Origin of the sequence: Streptococcus sp. HMSC34B10 (assembly GCF_001839505.1) — a bacterium.
Classification (GTDB): Bacteria; Bacillota; Bacilli; order Lactobacillales; family Streptococcaceae; genus Streptococcus; species Streptococcus peroris.
The window spans coordinates 24791-39250 of the sequence record NZ_KV841556.1 but is presented as its reverse complement, the minus strand read 5'-3'; the positions used below and the strand labels follow the sequence as shown (position 1 = coordinate 39250).

16 protein-coding genes are annotated in these 14460 nt (G+C 41.3%); 2 read left to right on the top strand and 14 right to left on the bottom strand.

Going from position 1 to position 14460, the window contains the following annotated elements:
* Nucleotides 1-4 precede the first annotated feature (4 nt).
* Nucleotides 5-745 carry a TrmH family RNA methyltransferase gene (locus HMPREF3237_RS05725; protein WP_070889125.1) on the bottom strand — a complete coding sequence of 247 codons (741 nt, stop codon included), beginning with the start codon at nucleotides 743-745 and terminating at the stop codon, nucleotides 5-7.
* 33 nt (nucleotides 746-778) lie between these two features.
* Between HMPREF3237_RS05725 and HMPREF3237_RS05720 the strand changes: the two genes are divergently transcribed.
* Together HMPREF3237_RS05720 and yidC are read left to right on the top strand one after the other, a co-directional pair.
* Complete coding sequence (locus tag HMPREF3237_RS05720) at nucleotides 779-1057, top strand: acylphosphatase (protein WP_070889124.1); 279 nt, start codon at nucleotides 779-781, stop codon at nucleotides 1055-1057.
* Between the two features lie 76 nt (nucleotides 1058-1133).
* On the top strand, nucleotides 1134-2054 hold the full coding sequence (gene yidC, locus HMPREF3237_RS05715; protein ID WP_025168590.1) for a membrane protein insertase YidC: 921 nt from the start codon (nucleotides 1134-1136) through the stop codon (nucleotides 2052-2054).
* A gap of 142 nt (nucleotides 2055-2196) precedes the next feature.
* Here the strand turns inward: yidC and pflA are convergent, their stop codons facing one another.
* The 13 genes from pflA to HMPREF3237_RS05650 all read right to left on the bottom strand — a co-directional run bounded on the left by pflA (nucleotide 2197) and on the right by HMPREF3237_RS05650 (nucleotide 14320).
* A complete protein-coding gene (pflA, locus tag HMPREF3237_RS05710; RefSeq protein ID WP_006144870.1) occupies nucleotides 2197-2991 on the bottom strand; it encodes a pyruvate formate-lyase-activating protein in 795 nt (264 codons plus the stop codon).
* Between the two features lie 132 nt (nucleotides 2992-3123).
* Nucleotides 3124-4377: a diaminopimelate decarboxylase gene (locus HMPREF3237_RS05705; RefSeq protein WP_070889123.1), complete on the bottom strand. Its 1254-nt coding sequence runs from the start codon at nucleotides 4375-4377 to the stop codon at nucleotides 3124-3126.
* Between the two features lie 72 nt (nucleotides 4378-4449).
* Nucleotides 4450-5274, bottom strand: coding sequence for a pur operon repressor (gene purR, locus HMPREF3237_RS05700; protein ID WP_006144868.1), 825 nt, complete (start codon nucleotides 5272-5274; stop codon nucleotides 4450-4452).
* A 100-nt stretch (nucleotides 5275-5374) separates the two neighbouring features.
* Nucleotides 5375-6316 carry a 3'-5' exoribonuclease YhaM family protein gene (locus tag HMPREF3237_RS05695; protein ID WP_025168588.1) on the bottom strand — a complete coding sequence of 314 codons (942 nt, stop codon included), beginning with the start codon at nucleotides 6314-6316 and terminating at the stop codon, nucleotides 5375-5377.
* Nucleotides 6306-7562, bottom strand: coding sequence for a DNA recombination protein RmuC (gene rmuC / locus HMPREF3237_RS05690; protein WP_070889122.1), 1257 nt, complete (start codon nucleotides 7560-7562; stop codon nucleotides 6306-6308). Before rmuC ends, HMPREF3237_RS05695 begins: the two co-directional genes overlap by 11 nt.
* Before the next feature lies 1 nt (nucleotide 7563).
* Nucleotides 7564-8226, bottom strand: a complete 663-nt coding sequence (locus HMPREF3237_RS05685) for a thiamine diphosphokinase (protein WP_070889121.1) — start codon at nucleotides 8224-8226, stop codon at nucleotides 7564-7566.
* Entirely contained in the window at nucleotides 8189-8845 is a 657-nt protein-coding gene (rpe, locus tag HMPREF3237_RS05680) for a ribulose-phosphate 3-epimerase (protein ID WP_070889120.1), read from the bottom strand. The genes HMPREF3237_RS05685 and rpe overlap by 38 nt, the downstream gene beginning before the upstream one ends.
* 10 nt (nucleotides 8846-8855) lie before the next feature.
* Nucleotides 8856-9734 carry a ribosome small subunit-dependent GTPase A gene (rsgA, locus tag HMPREF3237_RS05675; RefSeq protein WP_025168586.1) on the bottom strand — a complete coding sequence of 293 codons (879 nt, stop codon included), beginning with the start codon at nucleotides 9732-9734 and terminating at the stop codon, nucleotides 8856-8858.
* Between the two features lies 1 nt (nucleotide 9735).
* On the bottom strand, nucleotides 9736-10608 hold the full coding sequence (gene rsmA, locus HMPREF3237_RS05670; protein WP_006144859.1) for a 16S rRNA (adenine(1518)-N(6)/adenine(1519)-N(6))-dimethyltransferase RsmA: 873 nt from the start codon (nucleotides 10606-10608) through the stop codon (nucleotides 9736-9738).
* Between the two features lie 12 nt (nucleotides 10609-10620).
* The gene (locus HMPREF3237_RS05665; protein ID WP_070889119.1) at nucleotides 10621-11337 is read right to left on the bottom strand and encodes a dimethyladenosine transferase; all 717 of its coding nucleotides are present in this window, start codon (nucleotides 11335-11337) and stop codon (nucleotides 10621-10623) included.
* A gap of 86 nt (nucleotides 11338-11423) precedes the next feature.
* Nucleotides 11424-12851, bottom strand: a complete 1428-nt coding sequence (locus HMPREF3237_RS05660) for a hypothetical protein (RefSeq protein ID WP_070889118.1) — start codon at nucleotides 12849-12851, stop codon at nucleotides 11424-11426.
* 132 nt (nucleotides 12852-12983) lie between these two features.
* Nucleotides 12984-13547, bottom strand: coding sequence for a ribonuclease M5 (rnmV, locus tag HMPREF3237_RS05655; protein ID WP_070889117.1), 564 nt, complete (start codon nucleotides 13545-13547; stop codon nucleotides 12984-12986).
* Nucleotides 13544-14320 carry a TatD family hydrolase gene (locus HMPREF3237_RS05650; protein WP_070889116.1) on the bottom strand — a complete coding sequence of 259 codons (777 nt, stop codon included), beginning with the start codon at nucleotides 14318-14320 and terminating at the stop codon, nucleotides 13544-13546. Before HMPREF3237_RS05650 ends, rnmV begins: the two co-directional genes overlap by 4 nt.
* Nucleotides 14321-14460: the final 140 nt, after the last annotated feature.

The following is a 14460-nucleotide window of genomic DNA, read 5'->3' as shown; positions in this document are numbered from 1 at the left end:
TAATTTAACTCAAATAAAACATGAGTATCCCTGCAGCAACCGCTACATTGAGGCTTTCCGCCTGCCCTTTCATGCTGATGTGAACCAGTTGATCAGCCTGCTCCACCATGAATGGACTAATCCCTTGTCCTTCATTTCCCATGACCAAGGCGAAGTTTTCTAGCCTAGCAAGTTCACGATAATCCTTGGACTCTTGAGATAAGGTAGTTGCCAGAATTGGTAAATTGCCCTTTTTAGCCTCTTCAACAAAAATTCCAACAGGCACCCGATAAATCGGTACATGAAAATGACTGCCCTGCATGGATCGGAGAGTCTTCAAGCTGTAAATATCTGCTGACTTGCTTGAAACGACGACTCCAGAAAAACCTGCTGCATCTGCCGTTCGGATCATTGTGCCAACATTTCCTGGATCCTGTACATCTTCCAAACAGAGATATTTCCCTGAAGTCAAATCTGGCATCTGCTCCTCTTCCTTTTGAACAATGGCTACAATGCCCTGAGGAGTTTGTGAATCTGCCAAATCAAGCAAGATTTCTTCTGTCACAAATACGGTCTGGGGATAGTCAGTTAGTTTTTCCCCATGTTCCGCTAAAGCAAAGATTTTTTCAATCCTAGCTCCAGCTTGTACCGCCTCTTCAAATAAATGCCATCCTTCAATTAAATAAGAAGACTTTCGATATTTTTTTTGATGCAATTTTTTAGCATTTTTCACCACAGAATTGGCTTTTGAGGTTATAATAGTCATAAAGATATTATAACACAATCAAGGAGGTTTGGTATGCAAAAGGTGAAGATGATAGCCCAAGGACGGGTTCAAGGGGTTGGTTTCCGTTGGGGTGTCTATAGACTCGCTCTGGAATTGGGTGGTATTACTGGTCGTGTCTGGAATAATGATGATGGAACTGTCGAAATTTTAGCCCAAGCAGAATCCTCTGCTATCATGGCTAAGTTCATCCAAGAGATCCGAAAAGGACCAACTCCTTTCTCAAAAGTGACCTATCTCGATGTCCAATTGAGCAACTTTCCTTCCTACTCTGACTTCAAAATCGCAAATTAGGTCTCTAGAACTATTGTATATTTTCCAAAAAAACAGTAGAATAGAAAGGTATCAATTAAAAAAAGGAATAATTACTGTGAAATCAATTAAACGAATCGCTCTCTCTATCATGGGAGTTGCTATGCTATTAGTCTTGACAGGTTGCGTTCAGATTGATAAAGCAACAGGTCAGCCAACTGGTCCCGTTTGGGAGTTCTTAGGCGCTCCGATGGGAGAAGCTATCAAGTACCTCGCTACTGATAAAGGGTTAGGATTTGGAGTCGCTATTATTGTCGTAACCATTATCGTTCGCTTGCTTATCCTTCCACTCGGTATCTACCAATCATGGAAGGCAACCCTTCATTCTGAAAAGATGAATGCTCTCAAAGACGTCCTTGAACCACATCAGACTCGTCTGAAAGAGGCAACAACTCAAGAAGAAAAACTCGAAGCCCAACAAGCTCTCTTTGCTGCTCAAAAAGAGCACGGCATTAGTATGCTTGGTGGTGTAGGATGTTTCCCTATCCTCATTCAATTGCCATTCTTCTCGGCTATCTACTTTGCTGCTCAACATACAGAAGGTGTTTCTGAAGCTAGCTTCATGGGAATTGCACTCGGTTCTCCAAGTTGGATTCTTCTTGCCTGCGCAGGTGTTCTCTACTATCTCCAATCACTTCTTTCTCTACACGGAGTTGAAGACGAGACTCAAAGAGAGCAGCTTAAAAAGATGATTTACATGAGTCCGTTGATGATTGTCATGTTTTCAATCTTCTCACCAGCCAGTGTAACACTTTACTTTGTTGTTGGTGGTATTATCATGATTTTCCAACAATTTATCATTAACTATCTGATTCGTCCAAAACTTCGTAAAAAAGTACGCGAAGAATTTGCGAAGAATCCACCAAAAGCAAGCAAAACTTCAGGCGCTCGTAAAGATGTAACCCCTCAGCAACCTGCTGGCATTCCAACTAAGAAGAAAAATAATAAACGAAATTCTGGAAAACAACGTTCTAGATAGGTTAGTTCCAAAAAGGGCCTAGCAATTAATTGCTAGGCCCTTTTCATTTTCATTGTGAACAATAATAGAAAACAGGTCATCCTATAATTGTTTCAAACATATTCACAAAAGAGGTTGGATAGCTTTACTCCAACCTCTTTTTTTATCCATGTACACGTTTCATGTAGTCTTGATAACTTTCTGTATCCATCAATTCTTTAGCGTTCTTGACTCGTTCTTTCGTCGGCGGTTTAACACCTTCGAGCGAATATGGAATCCCGAGTTCACGCCACTTGAACTCACCCATAGTATGGTAAGGCAAAATCTCAAACTTATCAACGTTCTTGAGAGTTTTCACAAACTTACCAAGTTCAATCAAATCCTCATCTCGGTCGGTCAATCCAGGTACAAGAACGTGACGAATCCAGACAGGTTTTCCAATATCTGAAAGATACTGAGCACAAGCTAGAATGGTTTTGTTACTTTGACTAGTTACAATTCTATGCTGAGCATCATTAATTTCTTTAATATCAAGAAGAACCAAATCAGTCACAGCCATTAATTTATCAAATTTTTCAAGATAGCGTGGCTTGTTACGAAAAGGTAGAGCACAGGTATCTAAGGTACAGTGGATGCCTTTTTCTTTTGCCTTTGTAAAGAGGGCAATCAAGAAATCGATTTGGAGAAGAGCTTCTCCCCCACTGACTGTAATACCACCCTTGTCCCCCCAGAATCCGCGGTAACGAAGCGCTTCTTCTAGAACATCATCCACTGTGCGCACACGAGACTTATTGGTTTCCATTGCCCAAGTATCTGGGTTATGGCAGTATTGGCAACGCATCTGACAGCCCTGCAAAAAGACAATAAAACGAATCCCAGGACCATCTACCGCCCCAAAACTCTCTGTCGAATGCACCATTCCTGTCACTTGTCCGTAGTCAATTGTTTCTTCTGACATAGCGTTACCTTCCTTGAAACCGTTTTATAATTTTATTATATCACGCTTGAAAGGAAAAACAATAGATTTTGTCTATTTTTTAGAAAACAATCTGTTTTTCACTTTCAACTTTCATGATTTTCAAAAATTTTTCTATTCTTTGTTAAAATTAAACCCATACAAGGTCGCAAAATAATCTTCTGGGCGCTCTGCTCGACGAATCTCCTTGGCTTTTCCTTCTTCGGTATAGAGAATCTCTGCCGAACGAAGTTTCGCATTGTACTGGTAACCCATAGAGAACCCATGGGCGCCTGTGTCATGAATCACTAATAAATCACCAATTTCTGTATGTGGAAGTTCGCGATTGACGGCAAATTTATCATTATTTTCACAAAGTGAACCAACTACGTCTACCACTTCAGTCTGACCATCTGGATGCATCATATTTGTAATGTGATGATAAGCACCATACATAGCTGGTCTCATCAGATTGACAGCTGAGGCATCTACTCCGAGATAAGTACGATAGGTTTTCTTTTTATGGGTAACTCTTGTAACCAATACACCATGAGGCGCTAGCATAAAGCGTCCTAATTCTGTGAAGATTTTGACTTGACCAAGGCCTGCTGGTGTCAAAACCTCTTCATAAACCTGGCGAACTCCTTCACCAATCAAAGCAATATCATTAGGCTCTTGCTCTGGTCGGTAATTGACTCCAATACCTCCAGATAAGTTGATAAATTCAAGTGATATTCCTAATTTTTCTTTAACCTCAACAGCTAACTCAAATAATTGACGCGCTAACTCCGGGTAGTAAAGATGCGTAACTGTATTGGAAGCTAGGAAGGAATGAAGTCCAAATCTTTTGGCACCCTTATCCTTTAGAATTTTATAGGCATCAAAGAGCTGTTGCTTGGTCATCCCAAACTTTGCTTCACCAGGATTATCCATGATATCTGTTCCTAGTTCAAATACTCCACCAGGATTATAGCGACAAGAAATCACTTCTGGGATTCCCGCAGCACGCTCTAAATGTTCAATATCCTCAAACGCATCGAGGTTGATAGTTGCACCCAATTCATGTGCATAAGTGTATTCTCTATCGGGAGTATTGTTAGATGAGAACATCATCTCAGAACCTGAAAAACCGAGTTTATGACTCATTAACAATTCTACATAACTGGAACAATCAACTCCACATCCCTCTTCTTGTAAGATTTTTAAAATAGTTGGATTTGGGGTAGCCTTAACTGCAAAATATTCTTTAAATCCCTTATTCCAGGAGAAGGCTTTGTTTACTACACGCGCCTTTTCTCGAATTCCTTTTTCATCGTAAAGATGAAAAGGAGTTGGAAATTCTTGAACGATTTTTTCTAAAGCTTCACGATTTATAAATGGTGTTTTCATAGGACTCCTTTATATCCTTTACTAAAGAAAGGCTGGGACGAAAGTTCCAACCTTTGTATTTTAAGTCAATTCTTATTTTACTGAGTCAAAAATATTTCCGACTTCAACAGCAATTTGTTGGTTCTTCACATCAATATTTGTGACTTTCAAGAGGGATTTATAGTCAAACTGTTGTTCACGATCTTCTTGCGCATTATCAGCAAAGACGGCTACTCCAGCTAACTCTGAATCAAACTCTGCTAAAAGGCTGATCATCCCGTTAATGGTTCCTCCACCCTTCAAGAAGTCATCGACAATCAAGACACGGCTTCCTGCTTTGAGGCTACGTTTTGAAAGGAACATTTTTTCAATACGATCACTAGAACCTGAAACGTAGTTGACACTAACAGTTGAACCCTCAGTGATTTTCAAGTCACGACGGACAATTACAAATGGTACGTTGAGAACATTTGCGACAGCATTTGCAAGAGGTACCCCTTTTGTTGCAACAGTCATAACAGCATCAATCTTTTGATCCATAAAACTCTTAGCAATAATACGACCAATATTTTTTAAAATAGCTGGGGTACTAAGTAGATCAGATAAATAGATATAGCCACCTGGAAGAATACGGTCGCTCTCTGAAAGTTTATCGCGAAGCTCTTCGATAATTGTTTTTGATTCGAGGGTGGAGATTGATGGTGTGAAAATAACTCCACCACCAGCACCTGTAACTGTCTGGATATGGCCGATTTCAATTTCTTCAAAGGCTCGCTTGATAATGACAATATCTTCTGAAATCGAAGATTTAGCAGATTCATACTTTTCCGCAAAGGTATTGAGACTTGTTAGTTTATAGGGGTTGTTGATCAGGTAATTTGAAATCACAACCATCCTATCACTTCGTCTTAATTTCATTATTTTTTTACCGTTCCATTCATTTCATATTTTTTCTATTATATCACAATCATGAGAAAAAACGAACTTTATTACTCAAATAAAGTCCATTTTTTAGTTTCTAGTCTAATTTCGGCTTGTAGAAGGAACGATTGTCCATAGCAAAGACCTTATTGGTCATTTCTCCTTCATCCACTAACCCAAGAGCTGTCGTCATCATCATCATACTGGCGTCCAAATTGTCAATCATATGAATAATTTCTGCCTCCATCACACGTGGGCGAACAGGACTACCATACTCGAGCAAACCGTGGTGGCTGAGAATGACGTGACGCAAGAGCACTACTTCTTCTCGAGTATCGTCAATGCCAAGTTCCATAACAGTTTTGATGATTTCGCTATCTATTAGCGAAATATGACCTAAAAGGTTTCCTCTAACGGTATATTCTGTCTGCTCAGGCCCACTCAACTCAATAACCTTAGCCAGATCATGTAACATAATGCCCGCATAAAGAAGACTTTTGTTGAGCTGAGGATAGATATCACCAATTGCATCTGCTAAGCGAACCATAGTCGCTGTGTGATAAGCCAAACCACTTTCAAAGGCATGATGATTAGTCTTAGCGGCCGGATAGGAGTAGAATTCCTTATCATATTTAGTGTAAAGACTCCGGACGATTCGTTGCCAAATGGGATTTTCGATTTTGAAAATCATCTGTGACATATACTCACGGATTTCTTTGACATCTACTGGGGATTTAACCTTGAAATCTGCTGGATCACTAGGTTCGCCAGGCTGAGGTAATCGAAGGGTGATTTGATTAACCTGTGGAGTGTTGTTGTACACCTCACGACGTCCCTGCATGTGAACAACTTTCCCTGCAGTAAAAGCCTCTACATTATGAGGTTGGGCATCCCAGAGTTTTCCTTCAATTTCCCCACTATCATCTTGAAAAGTAAAGGCTAGGTAATTCTTTCCGGCACGTGTTTGTCTCAGGTCGGCTGATTTGATTAGGTAAAAGCCCTCGAACAGTTCATCTTTTTTCATGTGACTAATCTTCATATTCTTCCTCATCTTCTTGGAACTGGAGTAAGTCAAGCGTAGGCTCATCTTCCGATAACTCAATATGACGGAGCGTCCGCTCGATAGCTGTAGTACGACGGTTTAACAATTCATCAATGTTGCCAGAGGCATGTTGGAGATGTTTTTGTGCCTTGACCAGAATGCCTCCGAACTTGCCAAATTCAGTTTTGACATTGGCTAGAGTCTGACTAATATGGTCCGCACTCTTTTGGATATTCAGAGTCTTGAAGCCAACTGATAGGGAGTTAAGAAGGGCTGACAAGGTACTTGGTCCCGCAACAATAATCTGCTCCTCCCGTCTCAAATCATCAAAGAAAATCGGATTTCGAACGATTTCTGAGTAGAGACCTTCTGTCGGAACAAACAAGACTCCAAAATTGGTCGTCCTTGGTGGTGCGATGTACTTGCTCTTGATATCTTTGGCAAAACGCTTGATGCTCGTTTGGAGAGATTTGCGACAATTTTCGATTTCATCCTTATCACCTGCCTCATAGGCTTCTTCCAGGCGGTAATAAGCTGCCAGTGGAAACTTAGAGTCAATTGGTAGATAAACATATTCCTGGTCACCTTGGCCAGGCAACTTGATGGCGTACTCAACTCGCTCACTCGAATTTTCAACCGTTGCAAATTCTCGTTCATACTGGGCAGGCGTCATGATATCTTCAATAATCTGTCCCAGTTGCAATTCTCCTAGAATACCTCGGGTCTTAGTTCCGGAAAGAACTTTATTTAGCGCACCAACATCTCGCGCAACAGTTTGCATTTCTCCCAGACCTCGATTGACAGACTCCAACTGTTTAGAAACTGTCTCGAAGGAGGCTTGCAAACGTGTCTGCAAGGTTTTTTCTAGCTTTTCCTCAACCGTTTGGCGCATCTGCTCTAAACGTTGCTCATTTGATTCTTGCAAGGCTTGGAGGCGTTGGTCGGTCTTATCTCTGGTTTGGAGGAGGTTCTCATTCATCTCTTGCCGAACCTGAGTCAGACCTTGGTGCAATTCGATTCGCACCTCCTGCAAACGGTCACTGACAGCCACTTCAAGATTTTTTTGGTCAAGCTGACTAGACTGTCTGGCTTGCTTAAAGCGATAATCCAACTGGTCTGATAGGTTATCTGCCTGGTCTTCTAAGCTCTTGGTCAGATATTTCTCCTGCTTGTCCTGCCTTTGCCAAATGAGAACGAGGCCGGCTAGGTTAGCAATTAGTAACAGTAGTAATATAATCTCCATCCTATCTCCTGTCCTTGCTATGCAGCACGACTACATAGCCATCTGGGCAAGTCACCGAAACTTCCCTATTTATATATTCGTTAGAAGCGTAAACTTTCTTAAAGAAAAAATTCTCCTCAGTCAGTTCGTACTTGGCTCCGATAATGGTCAACTGACTATCCCTCACAGGCATAAAAGCAAGGTAATCATAGTCCGAACGTGGTTCAAGTTGACTGGTTCCTTCTGGACAGTAACGAATCAAATTTTGCTCATCCTCAATCTCTATTTGACGCATAAAGGGTGCCAATTTAGGATTGCTAGGCAGAAAGACATTAGCCAGCATATGGTCAATACGACCACCTAGTGCACCAAAAATAGTGACCTGAGCTTGAGGATTTTGTTCAAAAATCGTTAAAAGTGCCAGTTCCAGATCTGTATCATCCTTTTCTGGCTGGGCTTGAATAAAGTACTGAGCACATTTTTTAATTACTTGGCGTTCTTCTACAGTCACAGAATCAAAATCCCCAACCGCAATAGCAAGAGGAAGGTTTTCCTCTAGTACCCAAAGTGAGCCTCGATCCACACCGACAAAGCAGTCAAAATCTGTCCGATAGTGACCGCGATCTCCGCCTGCAAAAACTGCAACGTTAGTCCAGTTGTTTTCTGAGAGCTTGCACTCGTTCATTGACATCTCCCTTAAAGACATAGGACCCTGCTACAAAGACTGTAGCACCAGCTTCTTTGGCTTGAGCAATGGTCTGGTCATCAATCCCGCCATCCACTTCAATTTCAAAATTCAAGCCTTTTTTCTCGCGTAGGGCAACCAACTCACGAACCTTGTCCATAGTTTCTGGCAGAAAGGCTTGCCCACCAAATCCAGGGTTAACCGTCATGACTAATACTTGGTCAACTAGGTGAAGGACATGCTTAATAGCTTCAACAGGTGTTCCAGGATTGATAACAACTGAAGGTTTCACTCCCAAAGAACGAATCTTTTGAAGAGCGCCATGGATATGATGTATTGCTTCAACATGAATGCTGATGATATCTGCCCCTGCACGCGCAAAATCCTCTAGATGATGTTCAGGGTTAGAGACCATCAAGTGGCAGTCAAAGACCATCCTGCTATGAGGACGAAGACTTTCAACTACACCTGCCCCAAAACTGATTTGTGGCACAAAGTGACCATCCATGATATCGATATGGGCATATTCTGCCCCAGTTGCTTCTAGACGTTTGATTTCACGTTCAAAGTTGGCATAATCTGCTGCCAAAATTGACGGAGCAATCTTGTATTGTGACATGGGATTCTCCTTATTTTGGAATTTTTTTACTAACTTTTTTATAGGTTTCTCTGCGATTTTCAATCTCACTGAGGAATTGTAGATAGTTATCAAAACGGAAGGTAGCAATGGTACCTTCTTCTACTGCTAGCTTAACCGCGCAAGATGGCTCATGAGTATGAGTACAGCTACGGAACTTACAGTCTCGGCTGACAGAGGCAAGCTCTGGAAAGGCCTGATTCAGGTCTTCTGACGTCGATACTTCATAATCTAGCGATGAAAAACCTGGTGTGTCTGCGATTTTTCCACCATTGAGATTGTAAAAACTAACAGCTCGAGTGGTATGACGACCGCGCCCCAGACTATCTGAGATTTCACCCGTCTCTAGATTGAGATCTGGTGCGATTTTATTGAGGAGAGTTGACTTTCCAACACCTGTCTGCCCCATAAAGACTGTCACTTTATCTGTCAACAGAGGCAAGAGTTCCTCTTTACTAGTCACAAAGTCATAACCAATAGCGTGGTAGGTCTGCTCGTAAAAATCCAGTTCTCCCCCATCTTCCAGTAAGTCCATTTTGGAAATATAGATGATAGGATGAATGCCCTTATGTTCTAAGAGAACCAAGAAGCGATCCAGCAAATTGCTATTAAAATCCGGCTCTTTAACGGACATAATGACAACGGCTTGGTCAATATTGACAATGGGTGGACGAACCAGACTATTTTTTCGCTCGTGAATCTTGAGAATATAACCTTCGGAATTTTCCTCCGCAGAAAAATCTACCCAATCTCCAACATAGGGGGTATGACCTTTTTTACGAAAATTTCCACGCGCGCGTGTTTGATAAATCTGACCATCACTCTCCACATAGTAGAAGCCGGCCAAGGCTTTAATGATTTGTCCTTGCATCTTAGAGTCCTTGTCCTTTAAGCGCATCGGCTAGACTGGCAAATTCTTCTAAGCCAAGAGCTTCACCACGCACAGATGGCGACAGACCTGCTTGGTCCAGAGCCTTGGTCAACTTATCCTTGACTTCATCAGTCTTGCCAAAGTAGCCTGTCAAGTTATTCCACAAGGTCTTGCGACGATGGGTAAAACTAGCCTTGGAAACCTTAAAGAAGAAGTTCTCGTCTTTTACTGCTACCGCAGGTTCTGGACGGCGTACCATTTTCAGGATAGCTGAGTCCACATTTGGCGCTGGTACAAAGACCGTACGAGGTACGATAAAGGCAACCTTGGCTGTCATGTAATACTGAACTGCAATCGACAAGCTGCCGTATGCCTTGGTATTTGGCTTAGCAGAGATACGATCTGCCACTTCTTTTTGCATCATTACCACAAACTCACTAAAAGGAATGCCACTTTCAATCAAGTGCATGAGAATAGGAGTCGTGATATAGTAAGGCAAGTTGGCTACTACCTTAATAGGCAGGTCAGGGTTTTTAAAATTCTGGATATGTTGCGCTAGGTCAACTTTTAGAATGTCCTCGTTGACTACGGTCACATTGTCAAAATCACGCAGGGTATCTGCCAGAATTGGTACCAAACGGTGGTCAATCTCAAAGGCCATGACTTGGGCCGCACGCTCAGCTAAAAACTCAGTCAGGGCACCAATCCCTGGCCCAATCTCGATGACATTGACCTGGTCATCAATTTCAGCCGTATCCACAATTTTTTGAAGGATATTGGTATCGGTCAAGAAATTTTGCCCGAAGGATTTTTTAAAGGTAAAACCGTGACGCTCCAGCACTGCCTTGGTCACGCTATAATCTGCAATTCTCATGTATTCTCTTTTCTATCTCTTAACCATCATATAAAAAATCAACCTAATTACTAGTGCAAGTATAAATAAATATACTATACCATTCCTCCACTTGTTCGCTTTTGTATCGGCTCCAGTCAAATCGTCTCCTTGCTTATCATCTTGAGGGTTCGTTTTATTCAATTCATCTTGATAGGCGACTGAGGCTAGAATATTGTCTTTTGGCAATAATTCTGAGGCATAATAATCAGGAAACCCCATAGCAAGGCCGATTATGTTCTTATCCGTTAGAGAAAAGTCCAAATCTTTTGGTTGATTTTCTCGAATAGCTCGTATGTTTTTTAACAGTTTATCAGAAGCTGTAGATACTTGATCCATAAAGATAACTTCTAAAACATCAAATCCAAGCACATCACCGTCTTTGACATTTGCAAGAATATAGCGAACAAAGGCATCATATAGTTGCAAGGCTTGCGGGGCATTTTCTTCTAAAAAAGAGCGATTTTGGAGGGCATGTTGCTGAAATTTCTCAATAGGAAGCAAAATATCTACATTCTGCTCTTGATAAAACTTTTCTGCTTGCTCTTCATCTTCTTCGAGTTTTTCTGCTGTTTTCCAGAGAGAAATGGGAGCTCTTAAATCTTCTTCATCCCAAAACAATTGCCAAAAATAGGGTATCGTGTAAATTCCCTCTGTTAGAATACGAGTTTCATCCCCGTTTTTTAAATAAATATAGCTTCTATTTGCCATATCGTTCCCTTTCAAAATCTTTGAAGATATCTAGTAGTTCAAGCAAGAATTGAAAAATTTTACATTTTTTTATGCAAAGTAACTTCCTAATCTTGAGTTCTTCCTTCTAGCTCCTCACTAAGCTTTTGCATCTCTCTAAATGTCTTTTCACTGACATAGGCACCTGCCTTATAATACTCAGTTGCATTGATAGCATAGTCAAAAGAGGCAATCATCCCGCCTGCTTCTTCAATCATGCCGTTCCACTGTTCATCAAAGACCATTCTCAGACGTTTCCAATCAGTAAATACCTGCACGGAGTTTCGGCCATCTTTTCCTTCTCTAACTGGAATGCTGAACTTGGCGTCTTCTTTCAATACAAAGGAGTTGACTCCCTGATTCTTATCTGGGAAACCTGAAGTAGCATTTAAAGGAATGAGGAGTTTGGCTTTTGGCATGGCTACTGAAAAGAATTTATAATAGAGCTTATATATGACTTCTTCGTCTTCTGTCGTGGGCTTATCCATCTGCCCCATCAACAGCATCCACCTTACAATATCCGGATTCATAACAGGAACTTGTATCTCTGGTAGGTTCGAAAAATCTGGTTTCTGAACCAAAGCAGAAGCACTGATGCTGACTTCCTTGGTATTAAAGGTTGCTCCTAAAGCTCCGTTTAAGTAAAAGGCTGTCCCAAGGAAATTTTCAATCCCTTTTTTATCTGCTGTATTTTCAATCAGTTTTACCAATGAATTTGGACGGCTATCAATGGTTTCCTTAAATTGGTGATACCAACGTGGTGTAAAAAGCATGATCATCGGGTCTGTACAGAGATACCCTTCTTCTCCTCTGTCATAGGTAGTTGAAAAAAGATAGGGTTCACCTGTTTTTTCCGAATAAACTGCATAAATCGAATCTGCTGCTAATAACTTATCCTTGACAATTTCTGCTAGTCGCTCCAACTTGCGGGTGTTAGCTTGATAACTTTCTTCACTTTCAGTTTCCTGATTTTGACGGCAATCCCATAAAAAGGCTTGTAGAATCTCAATGCTATCCTCAAGACTAAGTGCCTGATAGTCCTCATCACCTACTTTACCTTCTTGGATAGTCACAAAAGCTCGGTAAAGAGCATATCCATAAGTAGATGAACGTTTTTCCTCTTCGACTCCCTGACTATAGAGCACACTTCCCTTTTTCAGTTTATCCAAGGAAGGAACCTTATCAACTTCTAGATAGACCAGTTCTTCGTCGTTTAGAGCTTCTACATCCTCTTTATGGCAGGAAAGTTTTTTCACGACTACTGAACCAAGAGCATCCATCCCCTGATCAGGATTACAAAACTGGAGACAATCACCAACCTTCAAACTTCCTTCTAGGTTGGCAGCAATTAAGAGTTCCCCCTTTTCTTCCATTGGGAAAAATCCTAGAACTCCCAAACAAGCATTGCCTTTCGCCTCTTCTGCTTCCTTATTTGATTCAGTTATTTCAGTTGTTTTTGTTGCTTCTGTCTTTTTTAAAAAATCAAATATTCCCATAACTTTTCCTCATTGTCTCCACTTAGCACAAAGCCTATGGAGTCACTTTTCTAATGCTTGCAAGCAAGCCTGATTAAACCGTTTATGATTACTTCTATTGTATCATATTCCCCTTACATTTTGGGGAGTTTCTCAATCCTCATAAGATTTCATGGCATCTTCAACTTCAGCTAAACGGATGCCAAATAATTCCAAACGCTTGAGAAGTTGTTTCCCATTGGAATAACCAATACGAAGGCTTTCTCCTAGATATTCTCTGCGTTTTCGGCTGTCTGCTCCAGCTAGAAACCCTAATCGAATCAAGTCACTACGGCTAATATCAAAGTCACTTTCTACTTCAAACTGATCTGTGACTTGTTCTAGTGCTGTTTTCAAGTCTTCGTAGCTAGCGTGTTCAATCCCCAAAGAACGTCCCTTGGACTTAGATTTAGGAACAGCCTCATCTCTCTTGAGAAAGGCATGCTGTACCGTTGGAATGGCCGTCATAATTATACGACGAATGCGTTCACCGTTAAAATCTGGATCTGTAAAGACAATCACCCCATGACGTTGGTGTAGACGTTGGATTCGTTCAAGGTCCTGTTCATTGATAGCCGAGCCACGAGTCTCATAGGTCTCCACATCAAAATAACGTTTAAGATTGGCTGTATCATCCCGTCCTTCGACTACGATGACTTGGGAAATTTTCTCTTTCATGATTTACGTTCCAATCCAAAGATTCGTTCTGCATTGGCACTGGTTGCAGCAGCTAATTCTTCTGTTGACACGCCACGCAAGTCTGCAATAAAGTCCACTACATAGCGCGTGTAAGCTGTCTTGTTTTCACGACCACGTTTAGGAACAGGAGCCAGGTAAGGGGCATCCGTTTCTACCAAAATCTTATCCAAAGGTAACTCTTTAGCAGCCTCTTGAATATCTGTTGCCTTCTTGAAGGTCACCACTCCAGAAAATGAAATAGTCATGCCAAGCTCCACAAACTTCTCAGCCCACTCCAAAGAACCTGAAAAGGAATGCATGATGCCGCCACGTGGACCAACGCCCTCACTCTTAATAATCTCATAGGTATCTTCTAGCGCATCACGGGTATGAACTACAAAAGGCAAGTCCATTTTCTTTGATAGCTGAATCTGACGACGGAAAACCTTCTCTTGAACTTCTTTAGGCGCTGTCATCCAGTGATAGTCCAAACCAATCTCACCCAAGGCAACAACTTTTGGATGTTTTAGTTTTTCTAGCAAGTAATTCTCAATATCCTCTGTATAATCTCCTGCCTCTGTTGGATGCCATCCAATTGTCGCATAGAGTTGGTCATACTTGTCCACCAATTCTAAAGCACGCTCAATGGTCGGTTTGTCAAAACCAACAATATTCATTCGCGTCACGCCCATTTCAGCGGCTAAGGCTATTTCTTCTGCTTCTCTTCCTGAAAATTCTTCCACATTCAAGTGGGTATGTGTATCAAAAATCATGATTTCTATCCTCTTTTTCTTTTCCTATTATACCAAAAAATCGAGCCTCTTTCTTTGGAAAAGAATAGTTCCTTCCTATAAAAGGCCTAATCATAGAGGGACAGCGCTCCTTTTATCCAAGAGCGAGAGCACAAACTAGA

Bases quoted from the DNA above. Each gene is read 5' to 3' on its own strand.
- rsmA (WP_006144859.1), bottom strand. From the start codon at position 10,608: ATGAGAATTGCAGATTATAGCGTGACCAAGGCAGTGCTGGAGCGTCAC.
- rmuC (WP_070889122.1), bottom strand. From the start codon at position 7,562: ATGGAGATTATATTACTACTGTTACTAATTGCTAACCTAGCCGGCCTC.
- HMPREF3237_RS05705 (WP_070889123.1), bottom strand. From the start codon at position 4,377: ATGAAAACACCATTTATAAATCGTGAAGCTTTAGAAAAAATCGTTCAA.
- HMPREF3237_RS05665 (WP_070889119.1), bottom strand. From the start codon at position 11,337: ATGGCAAATAGAAGCTATATTTATTTAAAAAACGGGGATGAAACTCGT.
- purR (WP_006144868.1), bottom strand. From the start codon at position 5,274: ATGAAATTAAGACGAAGTGATAGGATGGTTGTGATTTCAAATTACCTG.
- HMPREF3237_RS05725 (WP_070889125.1), bottom strand. From the start codon at position 745: ATGACTATTATAACCTCAAAAGCCAATTCTGTGGTGAAAAATGCTAAA.
- HMPREF3237_RS05720 (WP_070889124.1), top strand. From the start codon at position 779: ATGCAAAAGGTGAAGATGATAGCCCAAGGACGGGTTCAAGGGGTTGGT.
- HMPREF3237_RS05685 (WP_070889121.1), bottom strand. From the start codon at position 8,226: ATGAACGAGTGCAAGCTCTCAGAAAACAACTGGACTAACGTTGCAGTT.
- HMPREF3237_RS05650 (WP_070889116.1), bottom strand. From the start codon at position 14,320: ATGATTTTTGATACACATACCCACTTGAATGTGGAAGAATTTTCAGGA.
- HMPREF3237_RS05660 (WP_070889118.1), bottom strand. From the start codon at position 12,851: ATGGGAATATTTGATTTTTTAAAAAAGACAGAAGCAACAAAAACAACT.
- rnmV (WP_070889117.1), bottom strand. From the start codon at position 13,547: ATGAAAGAGAAAATTTCCCAAGTCATCGTAGTCGAAGGACGGGATGAT.
- rpe (WP_070889120.1), bottom strand. From the start codon at position 8,845: ATGTCACAATACAAGATTGCTCCGTCAATTTTGGCAGCAGATTATGCC.
- pflA (WP_006144870.1), bottom strand. From the start codon at position 2,991: ATGTCAGAAGAAACAATTGACTACGGACAAGTGACAGGAATGGTGCAT.
- rsgA (WP_025168586.1), bottom strand. From the start codon at position 9,734: ATGCAAGGACAAATCATTAAAGCCTTGGCCGGCTTCTACTATGTGGAG.
- HMPREF3237_RS05695 (WP_025168588.1), bottom strand. From the start codon at position 6,316: ATGAAGATTAGTCACATGAAAAAAGATGAACTGTTCGAGGGCTTTTAC.